This window comes from Sphingomonas mollis (genome assembly GCF_016427505.1).
Taxonomy (GTDB): Bacteria; Pseudomonadota; Alphaproteobacteria; order Sphingomonadales; family Sphingomonadaceae; genus Sphingomonas; species Sphingomonas mollis.
Genome location: NZ_JAELXS010000009.1, coordinates 157252 through 165633, shown reverse-complemented (window position 1 = coordinate 165633; position 8382 = coordinate 157252). Strand labels below are relative to the sequence as shown.

General features: G+C 63.8%; 3 protein-coding genes and 2 pseudogenes. 2 read left to right on the top strand and 3 right to left on the bottom strand.

All coding sequences use genetic code 11. The features are described from left to right. Positions 1 to 277: 277 nt before the first annotated feature. Positions 278 to 1060, top strand: a pseudogene (locus JAO74_RS15840) (IS3 family transposase); the annotation flags it as partial. A 25-nt stretch (positions 1061 to 1085) separates the two neighbouring features. Here the strand turns inward: JAO74_RS15840 and JAO74_RS18840 are convergent. The 3 genes and pseudogenes from JAO74_RS18840 to JAO74_RS15830 form a co-directional block, all read right to left on the bottom strand. Further along, positions 1086 to 1361: pseudogene (locus JAO74_RS18840) on the bottom strand (IS481 family transposase); the annotation flags it as partial. A 48-nt stretch (positions 1362 to 1409) separates the two neighbouring features. After that, positions 1410 to 2708: an HlyD family type I secretion periplasmic adaptor subunit gene (locus JAO74_RS15835; RefSeq protein WP_233151078.1), complete on the bottom strand. Its 1299-nt coding sequence runs from the start codon at positions 2706 to 2708 to the stop codon at positions 1410 to 1412. Positions 2709 to 2749: 41 nt separating this feature from the next. Beyond that, a complete protein-coding gene (locus JAO74_RS15830; protein WP_233151077.1) occupies positions 2750 to 4483 on the bottom strand; it encodes a type I secretion system permease/ATPase in 1734 nt (577 codons plus the stop codon). Positions 4484 to 4798: 315 nt separating this feature from the next. On the opposite strand from JAO74_RS15830, the gene JAO74_RS19095 reads away from it, so the two are divergent. After that, positions 4799 to 8365, top strand: a complete 3567-nt coding sequence (locus JAO74_RS19095; RefSeq protein ID WP_199040285.1) for a M10 family metallopeptidase C-terminal domain-containing protein — start codon at positions 4799 to 4801, stop codon at positions 8363 to 8365. Positions 8366 to 8382: the final 17 nt, after the last annotated feature.

Here is an 8382-nt window from a genome sequence, read left to right as displayed (position 1 = left end):
GCGGGGTGGAGCAGCCCGGTAGCTCGTCAGGCTCATAACCTGAAGGTCACAGGTTCAAATCCTGTCCCCGCAACCAAATTTGAGAACAACCAGACCGTTTCGGGATTTCCCGGGGCGGTTTTTTGTGTTGCTAGGCAGTTACGTCGTGACCTGCCAGCGGGCGAGCGTGACGCGGTGCGCGGCTGGTTCGACCAATATGTCTTTAGCAACGACGCGCAGGCGGCAGGAGACCATCTGCCCGTCACCGCTCGCGGCATGCTGTCACCGCCATCGCCACCGCGTATTTCGCTCGGGATGCAAAGTGAGATACGCGTTCATTGCCGAGCATCGCGATCACTTTGGCGTGAGGGCAATGTGCCGCTGTCTCGCCGTGCAGCCCAGCGGTTTCTATGCTTGGCAGAAGAGCCCGCTGAGGAGCCAGCGGGCTTGGGAGGACGTTCGGCAAACGGAGCCGCTGCAGCGGGCCTGGAACGACAGCGGTAAGGTCTATGGCTACCGCAAGCTGCATGATGCCCTGCTGGATCACGGCGGGACATGCCCAACCGCGTTGCGCGGTTGACCAGGCTGGCAGGTATCAGGGCGCAGGTTGGCTACAAGCGCCGACTTGTCAGCTATGGCAGCAAACCTTCGCTGGTGGTCGACAACACGCTGGATCGCCAGTTCGACGTGGCTGCGCCAAACCGGGCCTGGGTGACAGACATTACATACATCCGCACCCTGGAGGGCTTTGCCTATTTGGCGGTTGTGATCGATCTCTATTCCCGCCGCGTGGTCGGATGGTCGATGCAGAGCCGGCAGACCACCGATGTGGTGCAGCAGGCGCTGCACATGGCTGTATGGCGGCGCAAGCCGAAGTGCCGGGTGCTGATCCATTCAGACCAGGGATCGCAGTTCACCAGTATGGACTGGGCTGCTTCATCCGCGCTCACAATCTTGAGCACTCCATGAGCCGACACGGAAACTACCATGACAATGCCCGGTGCGCAAGCACGTCAGGAACGGAATGCTGTCGCCCGTCGAGTTCGAACGACAGCAGATTTTGGAATTGGAAGACGTCTAGAAAACTAGGGGCTACTCATTGCCGTATAGAGACAGTCGTCGAGCGGCAGCAGCGTGTGCGGACGGAACGCCACCATTGCTTCCTCCGCTTTGGTCAAGATCGTTGAACGAGGGGCCTTCGGCCCGGTCTTCAGATCCTCGACTGTCGCTCTCTTACGCCACTTCGCCACCGTCTTCGGATTGATGCCAAGTTCCCGGCTCGGCGTCGCGAGCGACGCCTGCGATCGCTGTATCGCTGCTCCCACGGCGTGCGTGGTCGTGGCGCTCCCGTGACGAACTTGTCCCGTGCTGCTTCCTTCCATTCCAGCGAAAGGATCGCACTGTCAAACTGCGGGATCAGAACACCAGATTCAATGCTCCCTAAATGACGACCAGAAACCGCTCGTTATGGGTTCCAACGCGTATTCCAGCGCCGTCCGCGCCCGTAGCGGCACCAGTATTTCCGCAGGAAGGCCAGCTCGTAACGTCACCCCATGATCTTCGGCCCCAACGAGTTTGAGTTCGCTCGGCGGGACGACGATCTCGCCGGCGTAATATGCCTGGCCCGAATGTTCGTCGACGAAGCTGTCCGCCGACAGTTTCGTCAACCGCCCTTTCAGATCGGCCAGCGCGCGGTTGTGCAGGGATGGGAAGCGGACCATCGCGTCCTGACCGATCTTCAGATCGTCCGCATCGTCGGTCGAGAAGCGCGCCTGCACGATCAACGGGGCGCGATCGGGCACGATATCCATCAGTTTCTGCCCGGCATTGATGACGCCGCCGGCGGTGAAGACCGACAGGCCGACGACCGATCCGGTGGCCGGCGCGCGGATCATCGTCCGGGCCAGCTGGTCGCGGGCCGCGGTCAGTTTCGGCAACACGTCGCCCAGCGCCGTATCCACCTCGCGCAGTTCGGCCGCCGTCCGTTCGCGATAGGTCTGCTGCGCCTGCAGGCTTTGCAGCACATTCTCCTGTGCCGACTGGCGGCTGCCGCCGATGCTGGCATCGTACTGGCCCTCCTGCCCTTGCAATTGCGCCCGCAGCCGTTCGAGTTCGCGGACGCGGGTCTGCGCGACGAAGCCACGTTGCGCGAGCGGCGCGAGCGCGGCCAGTTGGGAGTCGACCAGTCGCAGCTGTTCCGTCGTCGCCTCGACCTGACGGGTATAGCCACGGCTCTGCGTCCGCGCCTGCGCCGCGCGCTGGCCGAGCGCACCGCGTTGCGCAGACACCGTCGCGCGCCGGGCGGACAGTTCGATCTGTTGCGCGCGGAGCGCCTGATCCGCGAGCGGACGGTCGTCATCCGACAGATTTGCAAATTCGGCGGGCGGGGTGAGGCGGGCCTGTCCGGTCTGTTCGGCCAGCAAACGAGCGCGCTGTGCCAGCAGACGGATGGTGTTGGAAGCAAGCGCCCGTTCCTGTGCCTGCACCTCCGGCGCGGCAAGGGCGATCAGGGTCTGGCCGCGACGGACATGCTGCCCCTCATGCACCATGATCCGGCCGACGACACCGCCGTCGCGATGCTGCACCGCCTGACGCTGCCCAGACACCACGAGTTGTCCTGCAGCATGCGCCGCCGCATCGAGCCGCGCGAACGCCGCCCAGCCGATCAGTCCGACGAAGAACAGCAGCGCGACGATGGTGCCGGTGCGGATATCGGACGTCGGGTCCATCCAGCGCATGGGCTTGGAGCGTGCCGTCATCACGCGGCCGCTCACAGCGCCACCGGGCGGCGCGGTGGCGCGGCGGTGACAGCAGGTGCCGGTTTCAGGGCATTCATCACTTCATCCCTCGGGCCGAACAGCGCGACGCGGCCGTCGCGCATCACCAGAATCTTGTCGACCGCCGGCAGCACCGATAATTTATGCGACACGATCACGATCGTCTTGCCCTGCGCTTTCAGTCGGGCGAGGGCGGCTACCAGCAGCGCATCGCCATCGACGTCGAGATGCGCGTTGGGTTCGTCGAGCAGCAGGATGGCGGGATCGCCGAACACCGCCCGCGCCAGCGCGACGCGTTGCGCCTGTCCCGCCGACAGACCGACGCCGCCGGCGCCCAGTTCGTAATCATAGCCACCGGGCAACCGGACGATCAGGTCGTGCGCGCCGATCGATTGCGCCGCGGCGACGACCGCCAGGTCGATATCCTCGCGGTCCGCATCCAGCTCGCCGGAGAAGCGCGCGATATTGTCGCGCACCCGACCGGCGAGCAGCGCCGTGTTCTGCGGCAGGAAGCCGAGCGCGCGGTTGAGCCGCTCCTGATCCCAGTCGGTGCTCGCGGCGCCATCGAACCGGATGGTACCGCGATCGGCGGGCATCGCGGTCGCCAGCAGCCGCAGCAAGGTGGATTTTCCGGCGCCGCTCGGCCCCAGAATCGCCAGCACCTCGCCGGGAGCGAGCGCGAAGCTGACATTGTCGACCAGCGGCCGCTCATGGCCCGGCAGGATCGCGGTCAGTCCCTCCGCTGCGATCGCGCCGCGGGGAGGCGGCAGGATGGTGGGTTCGACAGGGGCGCCATGGCCGACCAGTGTCGACAGCGAGGTATAGCTGTTGCACGCCTGTACCAGTCCCTTCCACGCGGCCACCAGTTGTTCGATCGGCGCCAGCGCGCGGGCGATCAGGAAGGACGAGGCGAAGATGGCACCCGGCGATATCTGGCCGTCGATCGCCAACAACGCCCCCAAACCCAGCGCCAGCGACTGCAACGCCAGCCGGACGAACTTAGTCGCGGCCAGATAGAACCCGCTGGTGAAGCCCGCCGACGTCGACAGGTCCAGCGCGACCTCGCGCTGCCGCACCTGTCGCGCCACGGTGCTGCGGCGCATCCCGAGCGCCCGCACCGCCTCGGCCGAGGAAAGCAGCGCATCCTGCGCGGCATAGGTAGCGACGGCCGCTTGCTGGGCGTGCTTCATCTTCGTGCCGGTGGCCACTTCGTTGCGCCAGGCGATACACGGCAGCAACAGGCCACCGAACAGCGCGACGGCGCCGATCGCCGGATGCACCAGAAAGCAGATGAGGATGTAGACGGGCGTCCATGGTGCATCGAACAGCGCGAGGACGCCGGGGCCGGTCAACGTCTGGCGCATCGCATCGAAATCGCGCAGCGCCTGCCGGCTGGCGGGCGGATCGGGGCGACGGATCGCGGCATCCAGAATGGCGGGCGCCAATGTCACGTCCAGCACGACGCTGGCCCTGACCAGCAGCCGCATGCGGACGCGATCGAGCACGGCGATCACCAGCAGCGCCGCCATCAGCACGATCGTTAGGAATAGCAACGTCAGATGGCCATGGGTCGGCACGACCCGATCATAGACCTGCAGCATGTACAAAGTCGGGGCGATATAGAGCATATTCAGCAGCGCGCTGAACACGCCGCCGGCCACCAGATGCCGCCGACATGCCGCCAACGCGGCCTGCATCGACCCGAACGGTCGTTCCGTCCCCGCCATTCCGATACGCCTCCGCCCGTGCATCCCCCTGAACGGAATGCCGAAATCCCCATGTCGCGTTCAAGAAACGAACCGCCGTTGCGGGGTAATAGCGTAGAATTATTATCAAATCATAATGATCGTTTCGCATGTTCCAAATTGGAACATCGCCATTTTGGTTACATGGCCTGGGTTACCGAGATGCATATTCCGTGATAGTTGGCCAAACAACGGGGTTATTCAGCAGAATACGACGACGCGCCTTGAATATTGCCAAACTAGTCGTTCGACTGTTTTGGCGATGGGAGACGCTTGTCTGAATCGGGGGAAGTAGAAATGGCTGTTCAGCATAGTCCGATCCGTATCGACGGCACACTCGATGAATGGATCGAGGATGATCGCATCGATGGCGCGGCCCCCGTCAGTGGATATCGAGTCTATGGAACGTCGGACACCAGCACCTATTCGATCGCGCTGACGTCGCCCACGGCTATCGGCGCCAATACGACGATCTGGCTCAACACCGATCGCAATGCATCCACCGGGTATCAGGTGTTCGGCTTCGCAGGTGGCGCCGAATACAATATCAATTTCGCTGCCGACGGCACCGCGTCTCTCTATACGGGCGCGGCCGGGCAGACGCTGGTCGCGGGCAACTTGCTGATGGCGCGATCGGCCGATGGCAAGACCATGGAAGTGCAGATTCCCAAGGCGTTGATCGGCAATCCTCCCGCCATAAATATCCTGACCGACGTCAACGATGCGGCCTATATTCCCGGCAACTACTCCGGACCCCAGTACACGATCTTTGGCGACACCGGCATCGTCCCCGACGCCGGCAAGCGCGTCGCGATCGTCTATTCGGAAACGACCGCGAAGAATTATTTCAGCGAAACCGCCTATGCGCAGCTGTTCATGGCCGCACAGTCGCAGGTGATGCAGGCGGGTGTGCCGTTCGACATCCTGACCGAAAAGGATCTGACCAGCCTGCAGACGCTGGCAAAGTACGACACGATCGTTTTTCCTTCGTTTCGCAACGTGCAGGTCGGATCGGTGGATGCGATCACGGCCACGCTGGAACAGGCGACCCGCCAGTTCGGTATCGGTCTGGTCGCCGCCGGTGAGTTCATGACCAACGGTGCCGACAATGCGGCACTGGCCGGTGACTCCTATGGCCGCATGAAGCTGTTGTTCGATGCGACGCGCATCACCGGCGGTTTCCCGGCGGACGTCACGCTGAAGTCGGCGGATGCCAACCACCTCGTTCTCGACAATTACGTGGCGGGTGAGACGATCCGCCAGTACACCGGTGTCGGCTGGACCGCGATCGGCAGCGTCAGCGGCACGGGCACCACGATCGTCACCGAAACGGTGAACGGCCAGAACTATACCGCCGCGCTGGCGACGCAGACCGCCGGCGGCGGCCGGAATGTCCTGTTCTCGTCCGAAGCGGTGATGGCCGACAGTAACCTGTTGTGGCAGGCGGTCGATCATTCAGTGAATGGTGCCGGCGTGTCGGTTGGCCTTGAGATGACGCGCAACAGCTCGATCGTCGCATCGCGCACCGACATGGACCAGAGCCAATACCGTGACGAGGTGAACCCGGCGAACAACGCGCCGGGCATCTATGACAAGCTGCTGCCGATCCTCGAAAGCTGGAAGAAGGATTTCAACTTCGTCGGCAGCTATTACGTCAACGTCGGCAACAATGCCGCCGCCGACGAGACCACCGACTGGACCGTGTCGGGCGCCTATTACAAGCAGTTGCTGGCGATGGGTAACGAGCTTGGCTCGCACAGCTATACTCATCCGGAAAACACCAACCTCCTGACACCGGCAGAGGTGGCGTTCCAGTTCGGCGAAGCGCGCAAGGTGCTGGAACAGGAAATGTCGAAGGTGCTGGGCTATGCCTTCACCGTCGGTGGCGCCGCCGTACCCGGCGCGCCGGAGACGCTCGGCACCTCGCAAGAGATCATGAAATACGTCGATTACCTGTCGGGCGGTTATGCCGGCGTCGGTGCCGGTTATCCCAACGCGTTCGGTTACATCCAGCCGGGCACCGACAAGGTGTATCTGGCCCCGAACACGAGCTTCGATTTCTCGCTCGTTGAGTTCCAGGGCAAGACGCCCGCGCAGGCCGAGGCCGCATGGGCCGCCGAATGGGCCGCGCTGACCGCCAAGGCGGAAACGCCGGTCGTGATCTGGCCGTGGCACGATTACGGCCCCACCGCCTGGACCGCGGACGCGACCGGTGCGCCGAGCAAATACACCCAGTCGATGTTCACCAACTGGATCGAGCGCGCCTATACCAGCGGTGCGGAGTTCGTGACGTTGCTGGATCTGGCGCAGCGGGTCAGCGCCATGTCGCATGCCACGCTGACGACCAGCATCGTCGGCGACGTCATCACCGCGAAAGTCGGTGCGAGCAACATCGGCACCTTCGCCCTCGATGTCGACGGGCAGGGCAGCAAGGTCATCAAGAGCGTCGCGGGCTGGTATGCCTATGACGAGGACAGTGTGTTCATGCCGGCCAGCGGCGGCACCTTCACGATCACGCTGGGCGCCGTCGCCGATGACGTGACCCACATCACCGCGCTACCGATGCGCGCCTCGTTGATCTCGGTAAAGGGCGATGGTCGCAACCTGGCCTTCACCGCGGTGGGCGAAGGCAGCGTCACGATCGATCTTGCCGCGACGGGCACGGATTGGGTAAAGACGACGGGCGCCACGGTGGTGTCGCGAACGGGCGATATCCTGACCCTGGCGCTGGGTGCGATCGGCAGCCATGACGTGGCGGTCGGTTACGTGGCGAACGTGGCACCGGTGCTGACATCGGGTGCCGGCAAGGCCAGCATCGCGCTGACGATTCTGGAGAACAGCGCGGCGGTCGCCACGATCGCGGCGACGGACGCCAATGCGGCACTCGGCGATGTCGTGAAATATACGCTGGCGGCCGGCGGCGACGCCGCGCTGTTCACGGTCGACGAAAAGACGGGCGTGCTGAAATTCATCGCGGCACCGGATTTCGAGACCCCGCTCGATGCGGGACGCGACAACGTCTATAACGTCACCGTCCTGGCAAGCGACGCCCGTGGCGCCAGCACGGCGCAGGCCTATGCCGTCACGATCGGCGATGTGGCGGGCGTCAACCTGCGCGGCGGATTGTTCAACGATACCCTGACGGGTAGCGGCGAGAACGATACGATCGACGGCAGCTGGGGTAACGACATTCTGTACGGCCGCGGCGGCAACGATACGCTGATCGGCGGTCTGGGCGATGACTCCTTGTACGGCGAAGACGGCAACGACAATCTGACCGGCGATTCGGGTCGCGACATGCTCGACGGTGGGGCCGGCAACGACACGCTGAACGGCGGGTCGGGCGAGGACAAGCTCTATGGTCGTGCCGGTAACGACACGCTGATCGGCGACACCTATGACGATTATCTGGATGGTGGCGACGGCGACGACTTTCTGGACGGCGGTGCCAACGAAGACATTTTGATCGGCGGCGCCGGCAACGACATCCTCGATGGCGGCAGCAGCGAGGATATTCTGACCGGCGGTGCCGGGCGCGACATCTTCCGGTTCAGCAAGGCGTCCGATACGGGCACCAGCCGCGCCAGCCGCGACGTCATCACCGATTTCATCCGCGGTGAGGATCGCATCGATCTGTCGCTGATCGACGCCAACACACGCGTCGCCGGCGATCAGGCGTTCACGCTGCTGTCCGGCACGAACGCCAAGTTCACGGCGCCGGGTCAGCTCCGCGTGGTCTATCAGGTGATCGACGGGGTGGAGCATACGATCCTCGAAGGAAATACCGATACCGGGTCCCTCGCCGAATTCTCGGTCGATCTGGTCGGTCATTTCACCTTCACGCCCTCAGACTTCATGCTCTGAGCCGATACGGGACGCGG

What these genes read in the sequence shown, in the direction of transcription:
- JAO74_RS15830 (WP_233151077.1), bottom strand. Translation starts at nt 4,483, where the DNA reads ATGGCGGGGACGGAACGACCGTTCGGGTCGATGCAGGCCGCGTTGGCG.
- JAO74_RS15835 (WP_233151078.1), bottom strand. Translation starts at nt 2,708, where the DNA reads ATGGACCCGACGTCCGATATCCGCACCGGCACCATCGTCGCGCTGCTG.
- JAO74_RS19095 (WP_199040285.1), top strand. Translation starts at nt 4,799, where the DNA reads ATGGCTGTTCAGCATAGTCCGATCCGTATCGACGGCACACTCGATGAA.